Origin of the sequence: Sphingobium mellinum (genome assembly GCF_037860795.1) — a bacterium.
GTDB classification, from domain to species: Bacteria; Pseudomonadota; Alphaproteobacteria; order Sphingomonadales; family Sphingomonadaceae; genus Sphingobium; species Sphingobium mellinum.
Map to the genome: position 1 here is coordinate 17,234 of NZ_JBANRK010000013.1, position 15,170 is coordinate 32,403.

General features: G+C 62.4%; 12 protein-coding genes and 1 pseudogene. 6 read left to right on the forward strand and 7 right to left on the reverse strand.

Annotated elements, in window-relative coordinates:
- Positions 1-64: 64 nt before the first annotated feature.
- Complete coding sequence (locus tag AAC640_RS13260; RefSeq protein WP_340267008.1) at positions 65-1,468, reverse strand: MFS transporter; 1,404 nt, start codon at positions 1,466-1,468, stop codon at positions 65-67.
- Positions 1,469-1,512: 44 nt separating this feature from the next.
- Here AAC640_RS13260 and iolG point away from each other — a divergent pair, with 44 nt between their 5' ends.
- The 3 genes from iolG (at position 1,513) to AAC640_RS13275 (ending at position 4,324) form a co-directional block, all read left to right on the forward strand.
- A complete protein-coding gene (gene iolG, locus AAC640_RS13265; RefSeq protein WP_340267010.1) occupies positions 1,513-2,514 on the forward strand; it encodes an inositol 2-dehydrogenase in 1,002 nt (333 codons plus the stop codon).
- On the forward strand, positions 2,511-3,320 hold the full coding sequence (locus tag AAC640_RS13270; protein ID WP_340267012.1) for a TIM barrel protein: 810 nt from the start codon (positions 2,511-2,513) through the stop codon (positions 3,318-3,320). Before iolG ends, AAC640_RS13270 begins: the two co-directional genes overlap by 4 nt.
- Positions 3,321-3,451: 131 nt before the next feature.
- Entirely contained in the window at positions 3,452-4,324 is an 873-nt protein-coding gene (locus AAC640_RS13275) for a MurR/RpiR family transcriptional regulator (protein ID WP_340267014.1), read from the forward strand.
- A 39-nt stretch (positions 4,325-4,363) separates the two neighbouring features.
- Here AAC640_RS13275 and AAC640_RS13280 read toward each other — a convergent pair whose 3' ends face one another.
- The 3 genes from AAC640_RS13280 to AAC640_RS13290 form a co-directional block, all read right to left on the reverse strand.
- The gene (locus AAC640_RS13280) at positions 4,364-5,047 is read right to left on the reverse strand and encodes a nitroreductase (protein WP_340267016.1); all 684 of its coding nucleotides are present in this window, start codon (positions 5,045-5,047) and stop codon (positions 4,364-4,366) included.
- A 68-nt stretch (positions 5,048-5,115) separates the two neighbouring features.
- The gene (locus AAC640_RS13285; protein ID WP_340267018.1) at positions 5,116-6,759 is read right to left on the reverse strand and encodes an AMP-binding protein; all 1,644 of its coding nucleotides are present in this window, start codon (positions 6,757-6,759) and stop codon (positions 5,116-5,118) included.
- Positions 6,756-8,480 carry a CocE/NonD family hydrolase gene (locus AAC640_RS13290; RefSeq protein WP_340267020.1) on the reverse strand — a complete coding sequence of 575 codons (1,725 nt, stop codon included), beginning with the start codon at positions 8,478-8,480 and terminating at the stop codon, positions 6,756-6,758. The genes AAC640_RS13285 and AAC640_RS13290 overlap by 4 nt, the downstream gene beginning before the upstream one ends.
- Before the next feature lie 389 nt (positions 8,481-8,869).
- On the opposite strand from AAC640_RS13290, the gene AAC640_RS13295 reads away from it, so the two are divergent.
- The 3 genes from AAC640_RS13295 to AAC640_RS13305 all read left to right on the forward strand — a co-directional run bounded on the left by AAC640_RS13295 (position 8,870) and on the right by AAC640_RS13305 (position 13,474).
- The gene (locus tag AAC640_RS13295) at positions 8,870-11,224 is read left to right on the forward strand and encodes a TonB-dependent receptor (protein ID WP_340267022.1); all 2,355 of its coding nucleotides are present in this window, start codon (positions 8,870-8,872) and stop codon (positions 11,222-11,224) included.
- Positions 11,225-11,912: 688 nt separating this feature from the next.
- Positions 11,913-12,206 carry a helix-turn-helix domain-containing protein gene (locus AAC640_RS13300; RefSeq protein WP_062068364.1) on the forward strand — a complete coding sequence of 98 codons (294 nt, stop codon included), beginning with the start codon at positions 11,913-11,915 and terminating at the stop codon, positions 12,204-12,206.
- An 11-nt stretch (positions 12,207-12,217) separates the two neighbouring features.
- On the forward strand, positions 12,218-13,474 hold the full coding sequence (locus AAC640_RS13305) for a type II toxin-antitoxin system HipA family toxin (protein ID WP_340267025.1): 1,257 nt from the start codon (positions 12,218-12,220) through the stop codon (positions 13,472-13,474).
- Between the two features lie 181 nt (positions 13,475-13,655).
- Here the strand turns inward: AAC640_RS13305 and AAC640_RS13310 are convergent, their stop codons facing one another.
- From AAC640_RS13310 to AAC640_RS13320, 3 genes and pseudogenes are all read right to left on the reverse strand, one after another.
- Positions 13,656-13,892, reverse strand: a complete 237-nt coding sequence (locus tag AAC640_RS13310; RefSeq protein ID WP_340267027.1) for a helix-turn-helix domain-containing protein — start codon at positions 13,890-13,892, stop codon at positions 13,656-13,658.
- A 237-nt stretch (positions 13,893-14,129) separates the two neighbouring features.
- Complete coding sequence (locus tag AAC640_RS13315) at positions 14,130-14,351, reverse strand: DUF2274 domain-containing protein (protein WP_062062182.1); 222 nt, start codon at positions 14,349-14,351, stop codon at positions 14,130-14,132.
- A 9-nt stretch (positions 14,352-14,360) separates the two neighbouring features.
- A pseudogene (locus AAC640_RS13320) lies at positions 14,361-15,161 on the reverse strand (TraB/TrbI/VirB10 family type IV secretion system protein); the annotation flags it as partial.
- Between the last annotated feature and the right edge of the window lie 9 nt (positions 15,162-15,170).

The following is a 15,170-nucleotide window of genomic DNA, read 5'->3' on the forward strand; positions in this document are numbered from 1 at the left end:
TCTACGATCTACTATAGTAGAATGAGCCATGCAAGACCCCAATGTCTGAACCGCGTTTTTGCGCTCAACGCGCGACGCGAATCAGGATCGCGCAAACGCCCGCCAGCGCAGCGACTGCCGCGCCGAAAACAAACAACGCGGAGTAGCCGCCCGCTTCGATGATCGCCGCCGCGATCGCAGGGGAGATGACCCCGGGGGCGGACCCGGCTGCCAGAAGGATACCCAGGTCGCGTCCGGCGGCCTCTGGAGCCGACAGGACGAGGGTGGCAAGCTTCAGGTCCAGTACGAAATAGGCGCCGAAGGTCAGCCCGATGCCGAGAGCGAAAGCGAGCATGACCGGCCAGCTCGCGCTTGCCGCTGGCAGCATGGTGACGATCGCGGCGCCGAAAGACGCGAGTGCGACGACCAGCGCGGTGCGGCCAATCCGGTCGGCGAAATATCCAGATCCGAGCGTGATCACGAGCCAAGTGACCGTCATCACGCTCATCAGAATGCTGACGCCCGCGGCAACGTTGCCAAAGGGGACCTTTGCTGCTCCAACATAATCCTGGACAATGTAAAACATGTACCCACTGACGGAGAAATAGCACAGAAACATCAGAAAGCGCGACGCCAGTGCCAGGGCGAAATTGCGTTCCCGCACGCTGGAGAATTGCGCCAGGAAGGTGATCAATGACATGGGTTGCCGGGACGGGACCGACAGGTCGACCGACGATCCCTCCGGCTCCAGCAACACCAGTGTCCAGGTCAGGATCGTGAAGGGGGTCGCCAGAAGGACATAACCGACGAGCGTATTCGACGCGAACGCCGCCAGGTTGACTCCGCAGAATATCCCGACCGGCGCGCCGAGGCCGATCGCCGCCGAGGCGAAGCCGAGCTCGTTTTCGGGGATGCGATCGGGCAGCGCGGCCAGCAGCACCGACTGGTAATAGTTCAGCGCGAACCACAGCAGCGGCATCACCACCGCGAGAAGCGTGACCGAACCGGCGATGCCCATGACCGGCATCAGGATCACGCCCGCGAGCCACGAGAGCATCAGCGACGGCGTCCGCCGTCCCCACCGAGACCGGGTGCGATCCGACACGGCACCCCCTGCAAAGAGCGAGATGACCGTGGTGACCGAGGCGAGTGTAATAAGCAGGGCCATCGTCGACACCTTCGCATCGGGCGCCAGCCGCTGCACGACGGGGGGCAGCAGAATGTTCTGCACGCCCTGGAAAATGGTGATGAGCGAGGAATAGGCGAGGAACAGGAGGATGGCCAAACGCCGTGTCTTCGAGCGCAGCAGCCTCGGCTGCCGCTCCGCCACGGTGAGTCCGATCATTTCGGTCATCCATTTTTCCTCTCCACTCCAAAATACGAGAACCACAATTTCTGTCAATGAATGTGATGGAAAATTAATTCCATCATTGGAGTGGGTATGGCGACCTATTTTCAGAGGGAACCTCTTCACAACGAGCTGCTCCATAGCTACGGTGCGGAATATCTATTCTATTTTAATGAGGATCGGACATGATTGGTATTGCGGTCATCGGCGCCGGCCGTATCGGCCGCATCCACGCGGCGAACGCTGCGGCCAATGCGCGGCTGTCGCTGAAATATGTCGTCGACCCATATGGCGATGCCACCGGACTGGCGCAGGAGCATGGCGCGCAGACAACCGACGTGGAGCAGGCCTGGGCCGACCCCGAGGTCGCCGGCGTCGTGATCGCGAGTTCGACCGACACGCACCTCGATTACACGCTCGCTGCGGTTCGGGCCGGAAAGCACGTTTTCTGCGAAAAGCCGCTCGATCAGGACGTCGATCGCGCGCTAGGGGCGTTGAAGGAATTGGAGGCTGCCGGGCCTAAGATATTGCTCGGCTTCAATCGCCGCTTCGACCCGAACTTCGCCAGCCTGCGCGCGCAGCTGTCGCAGGGCGCTGTCGGCGCGCTGGAGACGCTCCATATCATCAGCCACGATCCCGCGCCGCCACCGCCGGCCTACATCAAAACCTCGGGCGGTATCTTCAAGGACATGTCGATTCACGATTTCGACATGGCGCGCTGGCTGCTGGACGAGGAAATCGAGAGCGTCTTCGCATCGGCTTCGGTGCTGGTCGACCCGGAAATCGGCGCGGCTGGCGACTTTGACAGCGCCAAGATCATCCTGCGCACTGCCACTGGCAAGCTGTGCGTCATCTCCAACAGCCGGCGCAGCGGCTATGGCTATGACCAGCGCATCGAAGCCTTCGGGTCCAAGGGCCTGATCCGCGCCGACAATGTGCTCGAGACCACTGTACAAAGCTGGACCGAGCCAGGCGCGAAGAAGGCGCCGTTCGAGAACTTCTTCCTCGATCGCTACGCCGACGCCTATCGGATCGAGATGGCCCATTTCGCCGACGTGGTGGAGGGCAAGGCGGCACCGCTAGCGGACCAGCACGACGGCGTCGGCGCGCTGCTGTTGGCGCAGGCAGCAGAACAGTCCGCCCGCACCGGCAGCGTGGTCACACTTGGAACCGGGGGCGATCAATGAGCGCCGACAAAGGCCGCTTCGCGGGCGTCCCCTTTCTGCTTGCGGCGTCGAGCGAGATGCTGTTCGTCGATCTGCCGCCGCTGGAGCGCGTGCGCAGGATCGACGCCGCCGGCTTCCTGGTGGAGATCTGGGACTGGACGCGCCACGACATCGACGCGCTCGCGGCGAGTGGTGCCACCTTCTCGTCGATGACCGGTTATATTCGCGGCCGCCTCGCCGACCGCGACGGCGCCGATGAGTTGCTGGCGACGGCGCGTGAATCGGTGGCGGTTGCGAAACGGCTGGGCGTGCCTCGGCTCAACCTGCACGGCACCGGGCTGGGCGGCGACGGCCTGCCGCTGCGACCTGCGACCGAAGTGACGGGCGCCATGTGGCTGCAGGCGGGCGACACGCTGCGCCGCCTCGCCGACCTGGGCGAGGAAGCGGACGTCACCTTCGTGCTGGAGAATCTGAACGCGCCAGTAGATCATCCCGGCGTTCCGTTCGGCAAGGCGGCCGAATGCCTGGAGCTGATCACGTCGATCGATCGCCCCTCACTTCGCCTGATGCTCGACCTCTATCACGCGCAGATTGGCGAGGGGAATTTGATCGAGCTATGCCGCCAGGCGCTGCCGTATATCGGCGAGATCCAGGTTGCCGACGTGCCGGGCCGCTGTGAACCCGGCACCGGCGAGATCAACTATTCCAACATCGCGCGCGCACTAGCCGCGATGGGGTATGACGGTCCTGTCGGCTTAGAGGGCTGGGCATCAGGCGATCCTTCTGCCGCGCTTGATGCCTTCCGGGCTGCTTTTACGGTAGTTTAGCAATATCGGGATGCCGCTATTGCCGCCACCTACGAAGCCGCTGAAATGTCAGGTGGTACGATTGACTCATCGGACAGCCGTATGAAATGGTTGTTCTGCGATCCGTTTCGTGTTCTGTAAGGACGATGCAAATGACGATCAAGCCGCCTGAGGATCTGGAGAGCTTCCTTCTGGCGATACGTGAGCGCTACGACGAGCTGAGCGACCGCTTGCAGCGCATCGCCCGGCACATCCTGGACGAGCCCAACGACCTCGCGTTCGAGACGCTGGCGGTCGTGGCCGAACGCAGCAATGTTCAGCCTTCTGCCATCGTGCGGTTCGCACAGGCGTTCGGCTTCGTCGGTGCCAGCCCCATGCAGCGGCTGATCCGGGACGGACTGCTCCAGGAGGATCGCTCGCTGGGCTATGCCGAGCGGATCCGGCAGCATCGCTATGCCGCGCCGGGCGAGGAGGAGGGGCCGCGCGAATTGCTGTCCGAATTCGTCAAGGGCAACATCCTCGCACTGGAGAATCTGAACCATTCGGTGGGAATGCGCGAACTGACCGAGGCCATTGACCTCATCGAGAAGGCGGACACAGTCTATGTCGCCGGCTTCCGTCGTTCCTTTCCCGTCGCGAGCTATCTTACCTACATGCTCGCGCAAGCCGACAAGCGGACCGTCCTTGTCGACGGGGTCGGCGGCCTTCACCTACAGCAGGCCCGCGGCCTGCGGGACGGGGACGTCCTCGTGGCAATCAGCTACGCCCCGTACAGCCCGGAAACGATCGCCCTCGTCGATGCATTCGCCGGTCATGGCGCGGTGATCGCCATCACCGACAGCGTGGTCGGTGCCATCGCGAAGAATGGCGCGCTGGTACTGCAGGTCCGCGAGTCGGAGGTTCGCGGGTTTCGCTCGCTATCGGCATCGATGTGCCTGGCCCAGTCGCTGGCTATCGGGCTCGCCAGCCGTCGTACGCTGCCGGACGAACCCTCTGACGAGGTCAGTGCGCAGCCCGTATCGTGAATAGGGCGCTCTCAATCGCACGGTCCCGATCGTGTCACGTCAGTCGTATCGAATGACGAACTGTTCCACCGGCACGCGCTCGGTGACGAGCCTATTCACGTCAGCGCGCGGGTCCGCATAGCCCAGCGCCATGCCGGAGACGATCACGTGCTGCTTGGGCACCGGCAACACACGCCGGACCGCGGCGCCATATTCCGCCCACGCCTGTTGGGGGCACGTCGCCAGCCCGAACGCCGGCGCCAGTGTCATGACATTGGTCATGAAATTGCCCATGTCGATCCAGGCGCCGTAACCCCAGTCGCGCTCCATCGTGAAGAACAGGCCTACCGGCGCGCCGAAAAAGTCGAAATTGCGCAACAGCGCGCGCTGGCGGCCCTCCAGATCGTCTCGGCCGATGCCGTAGATCGCGAAGAGGTCGAAGCCGACCTTGCGTCGGCAGCTGCGATAGGGCTCGCGGATGTCGGCCGGGAAATACGGATATTCATCACTGCGTTCCCCGGCGGACACGGCGGCGGTGACCTCGGCGCAAAGTCGAGCGCGCGTGTCGCCGGTCACGACGTGAACCTGCCACGGCTGCATGTTCTGTCCCGACGGCGCGCGCGACGCCGCCGTGAGGATCTGGTCGATCACTTCGTCGGCGACCGGGACGGGAAGGAAGGCGCGCACCGAGCGGCGGCCGGCGATCGCGTCATATGCGGAGACCCTTTTATCGGGATCGACCACCGCTCAGTCCACTAGCTCGAAAGTCGTCGCCGTGGCTTCGCCGCCGCCGATGCAAAGGGCCATCGGCGTCACGCCGGTGCCGTGGTCCTGGCGATTTCCTGGTTGCGCAGCAGGAAGCGCTGCACCTTGCCGCTCGGTGTCTTGGGCAGGTCCGCGACGAATTCGATCTCGCGCGGATAGGCGTGGGCGGACAGGCGCGCACGGACATGGAGCCGCAGCTGCTCGGCCAGGTCCGCACCCGGCTCGTAGCCTGGCTTGAGCACGACGAACGCCTTGATGATCTCGGTCCGTTCGGCGTCGGGCTTGCCGATGACCGCAGACTCGGTCACCGCTTCATGCTCAAGCAGCGCGCTTTCAACGTCGAACGGGCCTACCCGGTAGCCGGATGTGGTGATGACATCGTCCGCGCGCCCCACGAACGAGATACTGCCATCGTCGTTCAGCTCGACCATGTCGCCGCTGCGGAAATAGGCCTTGCCCAGAGCCGGGGTCTCGCGCCCATGATAGCCCGTGAACCACATCATCGGCGAGCCGGCGATATCGAGCGCCAGTTCGCCCGGCACGCCCACGCCCAGTTCTTTTTCTTCAGGCGACAAGACGACCACCCGATGCCCCGGCGTGGCGTAACCGGCCGATCCGATCCGCACCGGATGATCGAGGCCGTGATGGTTGCACAACACCATGCCCAGTTCGGTCGCGCCATAATGATCGTGGATCGTCACGCCGAGATTCTGGTCAAACCAGCGAATGATCTCTGGGTTCAGCGGCTCGCCCGCGCTGCTCACCGCGCGCAATTGCCCTTTGATCTTCGCCGCCTTCTCCGCGCCGTCGGCCATCAGCATGCGATAGGCGGTGGGCGATCCGGCGAGGCTGGTGATGCCATGGTCGGCGATCGTCGCATAGGTCGACTCGACGCTGAATGCCCCTTCGTGGAACAGGGTGGTCATGCCCATCGCCAGTGGACCGATGACGGCATAATAGAGGCCATAGCCCCAGCCGGGATCGGCGAGGTTCCAGAAGCGGTCGTCCTCGCGCAGGCCAACCGCGTCGCGCATGTAGCCCACGAACGCCGCGATCGCGCGCAGCGGGATGAACATCGGCTTGGGCAGCCCGGTGGTGCCAGAGGTGAACATCATCAGGAACGGGTCTTGCGCTTCACAGACGACCGGCTCCAGCGCTTCGCCGCAGCCTTCGAGCGACGACCAGAAATCGTGATCGCCAGACCCCGCCGCCGCGCCGACCTGGACGATGGCGGCGAGATGCTCCAGCCCGTCCAGCTTCGGACGGTTCGCCCCGTCCGTGACCACCACCCGTGTTTCGGCGAGCGTGAGACGGTGTTCGATCGCCTTTGGCCCGAAGGCGGTGAACAACGGCTGATAGGCCGCGCCCAGCCGCCAGGCGGCCAGGATGGTGATGATCAGTTCCGGCGTGCGCGGCAGCAGGCCGGCGACCCGGTCGCCCTTGCCCACGCCCAGCTCCGCCAGCACCTGCGCGAACTGCGACGACCGCCGCTTCAGTTCGGCGAAGGTCCAGTCGCGGGTTTCGCCGGCCGGATTGCGGTGACGCAGCGCGACCCGGTTCCCGTCGTCGGCATGACGATCGCAGCAGACCTCCGCCGCGTTCATATGCCCGGCGGAGTCCATCGCCACCGATGCCAGCGCCGCCGCCGCATCGAAACGGGCCGCCGCTACGCCATAGTCCGGGCGGCTCATGCCGACGCCTCTCCGCGGCCCGGGACCACGGGAAGCGCGATGAAGGAGGGGCGATCGGCATCATGGAAGATGCGCTGCTGCGCGACCTGCATCGCCGTCCCATCCTGATCGCCGGTATTGAGATTGCGGTCCCAGCGGGGGAAGCAGCTGCTGGTCACCTGCACGCGGATGCAATGTCCGGGCAGAAACACGTTGCTGGTCGACCACAGGTCGATTTCGTGGCGATCGATCGCGTCCGCGCCGGTCACGACGCGCGTGATGCCGTCGGCCAGGATGATCGAGCGTCCATCGGGATGCACGTCGCACAGCCGCGCGACCCAATCGGTCGACGGCGCAGAGCTCGCCGCGTGCAGCACGACGCGGATACGGCCGGTGACCTCGACCTCTTCTTCCAGCGGGGCGGAGGTAAAGACCAGCACATCGTCGCGCGCCTCGACCGGCGCCTGATCCAACGGTCCGGCGGGATAGGCGGCCGCCATGACGAGCGGGCCGCCAAGCGTCGGCACAGGATCGGCGGGGTCGTAGGTGAAGGTCGAGACGTCCTCCGACGCATCCGGTTCGCCCATAGTCAGGCCGCCGCCGCTGCGCAGGAAATGTTGTTCCGTGCGGGCGCGCGCCAGCGGCCAGGCCGGCTCGTCGCGCCATTCATTACGACCCATCACGAAGATGCGCACGGGCGTGTCGGGTAGCGCCACGTCCGTATCGGGCGTCAGGTGACGCCGAAACCAGGCCAGCTGGAAGTCGTTGGTGTCGCCGTGCGGGTGGACGGGGGCGTAGAGTCGCGACGCCATCGCGCCGAAGCACAGGTCGCCGATTGGATCGCGGAAGATGCCGTGCGTCCAGGGACCGACCAGAAGCCGCGCATCCTTGCCGGCCGCCGCCATCGCGACGTAATTGTCGAGCGTCCCCTGCAGGAAGACATCGTACCACCCGCCCCAATGGAGGCTCGGCACGTCGATCCGGTCGTGCTGCCCCGCGACACGGCACCACGCCACCGTCTCGGGCTCGTCGATCGCGCGGATCGCGCCCAGGCCCGGCAGCTTGTACTTCTCGAGGGTCGGGCTGCGGCGAACGGGCAGGTCCCAATAGCCCCGATCCTTCATGCCGTCGACATCAGCGAGCAACTCGCCGGCGAGTCGTGCCTTGTCTACGGGCGGGAGTGCGGGGTTCTTGGCGATATACTCGAACCCCATCTGCGTCGTCCAGGGCAGCTCCACTCCCCATTCGATCGCGCCTCCGCGGCCGTAGAGACCGTCCATCGGATCGCACCACGTCACCATGGGGGAGATGGCGCCCAGTGACGGAGGCTGCGCCGCCGCGGCCATCCATTGGGTATTGCCGACATAGCTGCCGCCGAACATGCCGACGCGACCGTTCGCCTTGGGCAGGCGGGCCGCCCATTCGACGGTGTCATAGCCGTCGTCATATTCGTGGCGGAACGGCATCCATTCGCCCTCGGACCCGCCGCGGCTGCGGGTGTCCTGATGCACGATGATGAAGCCCTTTTGCGCCGCACGCACGGGTTCCAGAACCATCAGGTGATCCGGCGCCGCGCGGCCATAGGGCGTGCGCGACAGCAGGACGGGCCACGGCCCGTCGCCTTCCGGCGTATAGACATCGGCGAGTAAGACAGTGCCATCGCGCATCGGCACCGGGACGTCGGCTTCAATCGTCACCGCCAGAGATCGCTTCAGCTGGTCAGCCGGGGCCTGCGTCTTCATCACTCTCTCCATTGCGTTTCTCATTCCGGTCCGAAAGGGTTTTCGGCGCGCCCGGATCCAGGGCTCCCTCGGATACCCCCGTTCCATGAGTGGAATAGTGTGGAAATTTTATTCGGTCAAGCATCGCCCTAGAAGCGTCACCTCTCGCTCCTTGGCCGGAACGGTTCGCGATTACGGCATTATAGGGCACGGCAGCTAAGAGCTTGAGCGGCTATCCTGCCGGGCACTTCTCCCAGCGCGGGCTGGCGATGAAGCGCCCGTGGCTGTAAATTGTAGAAGGCCCTCTTGACAGAACATTTATTTCATATAGAAAATTATTGGAATGTTTGGCCGATTCCCTGCTTCGCTCGCAAAAAGGGTACGGCCTTGCTCATAGGGAGGGTGAGATGATGATACGGCAACTGCTGATGACTGGGGGGGCGGCTACTGCGCTTTGCGCGGGCGTGGCACAGGCGCAAGAGGTGGCTGCGACTGCCGCTTCAGTCGCCAATTCTGCGCCAACTGGAGCAAGGCAAGCCGCGTCCACCGACGGTAAAGGGCTGCAGGACATCATCGTCACCGCACGCCGACGCAGCGAGAGCGCCCAGACCGTCCCGGTAGCCGTCAGCGTTGTAAGCTCAGCCGCCCTCGAGCAGCATCAGGTTCTCAATGCCTATCAGCTCGTGAACCTGACTCCAAGCTTGCAGGTGCAATCGAGCAATCAGCAGGCTGGTGCCGTCAACTTCGCTATTCGCGGTATCGGGACGACCGTCTTCGGGCCGCAGGTCGAGTCGAGCGTCGGTATCGTTATCGACGATGTCGCTATGAGCCGCCCGCAATTCGGCAATATCCAGTTTTTCGATCTCGAACGTGTCGAAGTTCTGCGCGGACCCCAGGGAATGTTGTTCGGGAAAAACGCGGCGGCCGGCCTGATCAATATCGTTACGACGCAACCAAAACTGGGGCGTACCGAGCTGCTGGCCAATGCCCAGTACGGCAACACGACCGCGCCGGGATCCGGAAATATCGGAACGCTCCAAGTGGCGGCGAACCTTTCTGTCACGAGCAATTCAGCGGTTCGGCTTTCGGCGTTCGTCACACGTCAGGATGCTTACGTTCGCGACGTGATGCTCCATCAGAGCCTCGGCAATACGGCCTATGGCGGACGCCTCAAATATCTTTGGGAGCCGACCGATGCTATCCACCTGACGCTCGCGGGCGACTATCAACGTTCTAAAGGACCCGGTGAAGGTGTCCTCGTGCATCGCTTCACCGCGCCGGGTGGTTTGATCGACACGATCAATGCGTCCAACGGCATTTTCGCGTCCCCCAACAACGCCCGTATCGCCACGGACGTCCCTGATGACAACGACTCCACGGTGTATGGCGTGCAGCTCAAAGCGGAATTCGAACTGGGCGGCGGCTATACGCTGACCAACGTACTTGCATACCGCAACTACAAGATGAACACCTCGATTGACACCGATACGACGACGGCCGACCTCTTCAATGTCAATACCGGCGGCCAAACGCGTCATCAAACGACCGAAGAACTGCGCCTTTCATCACCACAGGAAGGCCGGCTCAGCTACCAGTTGGGGTTCTTCTATCTGAACCTTGTTGCGCGGGAGTTTCTCCTGCAGGGCGCAAACTTAGGAGCACCTGTTCCCCCCGGGTTGTCACTCCTAGGCGGATATATAGATGGCACTTCCCCGACCAAGAGCTATGCTGGATTTTTCGAGGGTCAATTCAAGCTCACTGAAAATCTGGCACTGACCGCAGGCGCCCGCTACACGCATGACGATATCGGCTATAGTCTGGACCTGACCAATCCGGCGGCTATCCTGCCTCTCTACGGGCCTGACACCCATTTCACTCGTCGGCTCACCAACAATAATTTGTCTTATCGCTTTGGTATCGACTATAAGGTCGCGCCGGATGTGCTTGCCTATGCCACCTACTCGCGAGGCTATAAGGGGCCGACGTTCGACCAGCTCAGTGGAGCCGCCGTCAATCCCGAGATACCCAAGAGCATCGAACTGGGTCTCAAGTCCACGATTCTGGACCGCAGGCTCCGGTTGAACGTGGCGCTGTTCGATACCATCTTCGATGGATATCAAACGCAGGCGCAAAAGCAGGGCACCGCGGCCGGCTTCATGACTCTCAACGCGGGTCAATTGAAGACCAGGGGCGTCGAAGTCGAATTCACGGCGCTGCCGTTCGCAGGTCTGACGATCAGCGGTGGTACCACGTACAATCATACCGAATATAAGGACCTGTCTGGCATTCCATGTTACTATGGTCAGCCGACAGGCATGAGTGGCACGAATGTCTGCCTGCCAAACGGGACAACAGATGTAAGCGGAAACCAGCTCGCGAACGCGCCGCGATGGACCACGACAGCTACGGCCCGTTACGAGCATCCGGTTTCGGGTGATTGGATCGGCTTCTTGCAGGGTGACGTCTACCATCGCAGTTCCTTCAAATTCTCCCAGACAAACGATCCTCAAACGCGCGTCAAAGCAAATGCGATTGTCGGCCTTTCGATCGGTGCCCGGAGCTCCGATGACCGACTGTCCCTGACGGCCTTCGTACGCAACCTGTTCGACAAGCGCGTGCCAAGCTATATTCTTGCCGATCCGGTCGCCAATTTCTACACTGGTCCCACCGGGCGGAGCGACGGTGCGTTGGGCGGCAATTACTGGCAGAATTTCGGCCCGAACTCATTCCGCACCATCGGCGTGACGCTGAATTATCGCATGTAACGGTTTGATGCCGACCTCACCCGTGCGGTGAAGGTGGGCACCTGCCTACCCAACGGGCTGATGACATCACAGGGAATCGGGGGTCATACCGCCTCAAGTCGCAAGCGCCGTTCTGGACATGGCCGGACGCTGCTGAACGTCCACGGACTTCGAGCAGAAGAGGACTCAAAAACGGCAAATTTGTTATTATAATTCAATAGAATACAACGTCTGTCGTCGGTAGATACCATAATCGATACCCTGGGACTTTTTGCTTCAGAGGTTCGAGTCCTTCGACGGAAAATTCCGACCTGAAAGCAGGTCAATCAGGCGAGTGATTCGGATGGCACGATTCCGACCGTTCCAAACACGAAACCTAATTTTCGCGCGGAACGATAACCTGAAATCTGCGCATCCCGAAGCGCTTGACCCGGCGTGAGGAGCCGCCGCTGTCCGAAATACGACTGCAAATTTCGGACAGATCATGGGCCGCCAGACCCTGAAGATGCCATTTCCCAGCGCCTCGTCGCTACCAGTCGCTTGTTCTCTTCGCTCCTGAACGGGCAGACGTTATCCAAATCATGATACGTTTACATGTCTCATTCAGCCTATATGATATGAAAAGGGATCATTCAAATTTGACGTGCCGGTTGAAGCAAGATATGTAGACGCTTCATGTGATTTCATTTTGAATCGTATAGGGATCACCGTGAACGCTATATCCGAAACTCTGCGCGAACTCGGCGACCTCCTGCGGCAGGCGAGGCTGGCGGCCGGGTTGACGCAAGAACAGGTGGCCGATCTGGCTGGCATATCCCGTCCACGCTATCGCGATATCGAAACGGGCATTGCTGCAGCGCGCGCAACGACGCTCATGAATGTCTCCCGTGCGCTCGGGCTGGAGATGATGCTGGTGCCGCAAGCGATGGTCCCGGCCGTCCGGGCATTGATGCGTCCGCGTGACGACGACGACTTGCCCGCCTTTGTTTCACAGCCCGATTGAAGGCGAACCTCATGGCTCAGACTTCTCACGCACCTCAGGCGATCCAGTCCCTGGACGTGTTCCTGAATGCTCTGAAGGTCGGTGTGATCGTCAGGACGCCCGGTGACTTCAACGCGTTCAGCTTTGACGAGGCATACCGGACGACTGGCGGTGTGCCGATCCTCAGCCTGTCCTTTCGCGCGGCCACCGGGGGCTTGCGCAAGGATCCCAAGCCGGTGAGCGGGGCATTGCCGGCCTTCTTCGCCAACCTGCTACCAGAAGACAAGCTGCGCGAGGCGATGGAAAAGCATCATGCAGGCGCCGTCCGTCCGGGCAATGATTTCGACCTGTTGGCGGCGCTCGGCGCGGATCTGCCGGGAGCCGTCCGGGTCCTGCCGAGTGACGGCACGAAAGTAACGTTGCAGGACAGTGCAAAGGGAAAGCCGAAGGCGCGTTTTTCACTCGCGGGCGTGCAGATGAAGCTGTCGGTGATGAAGAATACCGGCAAGGGGGGCGGCCTGACGCTTCCGCTCGATGACAACCAGGGGCAATATATCGCGAAGTTCCCCTCCACGGCATTTCCTGGCGTGTCCGAGAACGAGTTTGCCAATCTCGCCCTGGCGGCCGCGATCGGCATGGACGTGCCCGAGCGCGAACTGGTCGAGAAATCCGATTTTGAGGGAATACCGGAGGATTTCGACACGCTGTCGGAAGGCAAGGTTCTTCTCATCAGGCGTTTTGACCGTGGCCGGCAGGGTGAGAGGATCCACATCGAGGACTTCGCCCAGGTGTTTGGCGTCTATCCTTCGCGCAAATATGAGGGGGCGGCCTATCACGATGTGGCTGCCGCCGTGAACGCGGCCGTGTCCCCTGCCTCCGCGCTCGAATTTGTGCGCCGGCTCGCGCTGGCGGTGGTGACCGGCAATGGCGACATGCACCTGAAGAACTGGTCGCTGATCTATCGTGATGACGGCAGTACGCCCGCGCTCGCGCCGATCTATGACGTATTATCGACTATCCCTTACATTCCCACAGACAGCATGGCGCTGTCACTTGGTGGCGAACGGTCGTTCAAGGCGCTGTCGGCACCGCGCTGGAAATCCTTCGCGAACCGCGCGAGGCTGCCCGAGCCGGCGGTTCTCCAAGCCGTCGTGGAGACGGTGGCTCGCGTCAATGAGCATTGGTGGCATCTGCCGGAGCGCGCCGTCGTCCCTGCGAAGGTGCTCGAGCGTATCGACGCGCATGTAAAAGTGATGACGCCGATTCTGAACTCCTGCGCGGATAAGTGAGCACGGAAGAAGTCGGACGATATTGTCGTCATCGCAAACGAAACAATCTTGTCGAGACGATGACTATCCATGTTCCCGATCGGGAATATGACGCTCCTATCGATCTTCGGCCGCCGCATTTATTCCCGATCAGGAACATTTTTCTGCGTCGCCGCGCGTACGCCTTCGACAATTTGCTGCTTCAGCCTTCAACCAGCCGCCTCAGGCAGCGATAGGGGATGAATGTCGATCTGCCGATCTTGACGGTCTCGATCTCGCCGGACTTGATCAACTCGTAAAGCGTCGATCGGGGGATGCCCGTGAGCTTCACCGCAGTGGATACCCGCACGCTGATCGGCTCGGTCGGCAATGCCTCAAGAGCGGCAAGGGCTTCCTGCCTCGCCTGTCTGCGCTCTTCGATGGTCGGTGATCTCGTCATGGCCGCGATCGCAGGCAATTGAGCGTCATATTGTGACCCTTCCTGCCAGCCAGCCTCTCGAACGCGGCTGCATGCAAGGGTTCGCCACCCGGAACGAGGTCCACGCGCCGTTGTCGAGCGCATAGAGGTATCCCTCAGTGCGATAGACACCGCGTGCTGATATCATCAGCCGCCACCCAGCGGCACGCAGGGCATCCAGATCGCGACCTGTGCCATTGCCGGAAACGTAGGCGATCATCATCGCACCGGGACACGCCGCGAGCGCAGGAAGGCCCGGTCGCTTTCGAGGAATGCGGCCAGCATTGCTGGAATGAGTTCTGCAATCGGCTCTTCGCGCCCATAGGACTCTGCATAGAGCGCGGCATAGTCCTGGAGCATTTGATGCAGGTCTGGCGTGACGGTGATGGACAGCTTGATCGCCGTTCTGTCCGGCAGCTTGGGGAGCTTGAGTTCCGGCATATGTTCCTCCTAATTGCGCCACGGCGCGAGAATGAGATCGCGATGGACGATCAGCCGTACCGGGGCACCGGGCCGGATCGTGATCGTCGGCTGGACCTGGAGATTGCGGGATGTGATCTGGTCGCCGGCGCGGGACACGTTCTGCTGCGTCGACTCCCGGATCGCCTGGACGAGGTCGCTTTCGCCGGTGAACGTCAGGTTCGCACCCACGCCGAGCAGGGTCGATATCGCCACGCCCTTGAGCAGAGCCCAGGTGTGAAAATCCACCTTGTCCGACAGGCCCGCATAGCCCGAGGGATCGGTGGCGGGCACGTTGTCTATGCGCAACGATGAGCCATCGGGCATGACGATCCGCTGCCAGACGATCAGCGCGCGGCTCTGGCCGAATGCCACGACCGAGTCGTAACTGCCGATTAGCCGCGCGCCTTGCGGAATGAGCAGGATCCGCCCCGTGGCGCTGTCATAGGTGTTCTCGGTGACTTGCGCGGTAACCAGCCCCGGCAGGTCGGAACGCAGGCCGGTTATCAGGCTCGCGGAAATCACACTGCCCGCCGACAGGGTGTAGGGTGATAGCGGCGGTGTCAGGACATGGGGATTGACGTCGCCGCGCGGATCGAGATTCCCGACGAAGGCTTCCTTGCGTCCCTGGGCATTGGGATCGGTCGTCGGATCGAGCGCCAGTTTCGGCGGACTGGGCTGGGCACCCTCTCCAGCAGGTACGCTGGCCGTCGGTGCTTCGGCGGATGCCGCTGCCTGCCGTCCCTGTACCAACACACCGGATTCGCGCGCGGCCTTCAGTTCGGCAAGCTGGCAGTCAGA

Excerpts from the sequence above, each read along its gene's own strand:
- AAC640_RS13260 (WP_340267008.1), bottom strand. The coding sequence starts at position 1,468 with ATGGAGCAGCTCGTTGTGAAGAGGTTCCCTCTGAAAATAGGTCGCCAT.
- iolG (WP_340267010.1), top strand. The coding sequence starts at position 1,513 with ATGATTGGTATTGCGGTCATCGGCGCCGGCCGTATCGGCCGCATCCAC.
- AAC640_RS13270 (WP_340267012.1), top strand. The coding sequence starts at position 2,511 with ATGAGCGCCGACAAAGGCCGCTTCGCGGGCGTCCCCTTTCTGCTTGCG.
- AAC640_RS13275 (WP_340267014.1), top strand. The coding sequence starts at position 3,452 with ATGACGATCAAGCCGCCTGAGGATCTGGAGAGCTTCCTTCTGGCGATA.
- AAC640_RS13285 (WP_340267018.1), bottom strand. The coding sequence starts at position 6,759 with ATGAGCCGCCCGGACTATGGCGTAGCGGCGGCCCGTTTCGATGCGGCG.
- AAC640_RS13290 (WP_340267020.1), bottom strand. The coding sequence starts at position 8,480 with ATGAAGACGCAGGCCCCGGCTGACCAGCTGAAGCGATCTCTGGCGGTG.
- AAC640_RS13295 (WP_340267022.1), top strand. The coding sequence starts at position 8,870 with ATGATACGGCAACTGCTGATGACTGGGGGGGCGGCTACTGCGCTTTGC.
- AAC640_RS13305 (WP_340267025.1), top strand. The coding sequence starts at position 12,218 with ATGGCTCAGACTTCTCACGCACCTCAGGCGATCCAGTCCCTGGACGTG.
- AAC640_RS13310 (WP_340267027.1), bottom strand. The coding sequence starts at position 13,892 with ATGACGAGATCACCGACCATCGAAGAGCGCAGACAGGCGAGGCAGGAA.
- AAC640_RS13315 (WP_062062182.1), bottom strand. The coding sequence starts at position 14,351 with ATGCCGGAACTCAAGCTCCCCAAGCTGCCGGACAGAACGGCGATCAAG.